1 protein-coding gene is annotated in these 593 nt (G+C 69.5%); it reads left to right on the forward strand.

Going from position 1 to position 593, the window contains the following annotated elements:
- On the forward strand, window positions 1-593 hold a 593-nt coding region (locus tag IG08_RS0153310), incomplete at both ends, for a BtrH N-terminal domain-containing protein (RefSeq protein WP_030622178.1).

Below are 593 nucleotides of genomic sequence, written 5' to 3' on the forward strand. Positions count from 1 at the left end.
TTGAGCTGCTGGTCGGGGAGACCACTTCCCCGCGCAAGGCATGGCAGAACGTGGCGGCACCCATCGACGCCGGTCGGCCGGTCGGGCTGCAGCTCGACAGCTACCACTTGGACTACTTCGGCACCAAGGTGCACTTCGGCGGGCACGTCGTGGCCATGTACGGCTACGACGAACAGGACGCCTACCTGGTGGACACCGACCCGCAGGGCGGAGCCGTCTCGACCGGCCTCGCCGGCCTGGCCAGGGCCAGGGCCGAGCGCGGCCCCATGACCGCCAAGCACCGCTCCTTCACCATCACAGCGCCCGGCAGCCTGACGTCACCGCAGGACCGGATCATCCCCGCGATCAAGACCTGCGCCGACGCCTTCCTGAACCCGCCCATCGCGAACCTGGGCCACCGGGGCATCGAGAAGACCGCCAGGCAAGTGCCGAAGTGGCTGCAGCGCAGCGACAATCCGCGGGAGAACCTGCCACGGGCCGCCGTCCTCATGGAGAGGGCCGGCACCGGCGGTGCCCTGTTCCGCAATCTCTACCGGGACTTCCTCGCCGAGTGTGCCCAGCTGATCGACAGCAGCCACCTGCGCACCGGCCAC

The sequence above is a fragment of the Streptomyces fulvoviolaceus genome, assembly GCF_000718165.1.
GTDB classification, from domain to species: Bacteria; Actinomycetota; Actinomycetes; order Streptomycetales; family Streptomycetaceae; genus Streptomyces; species Streptomyces fulvoviolaceus.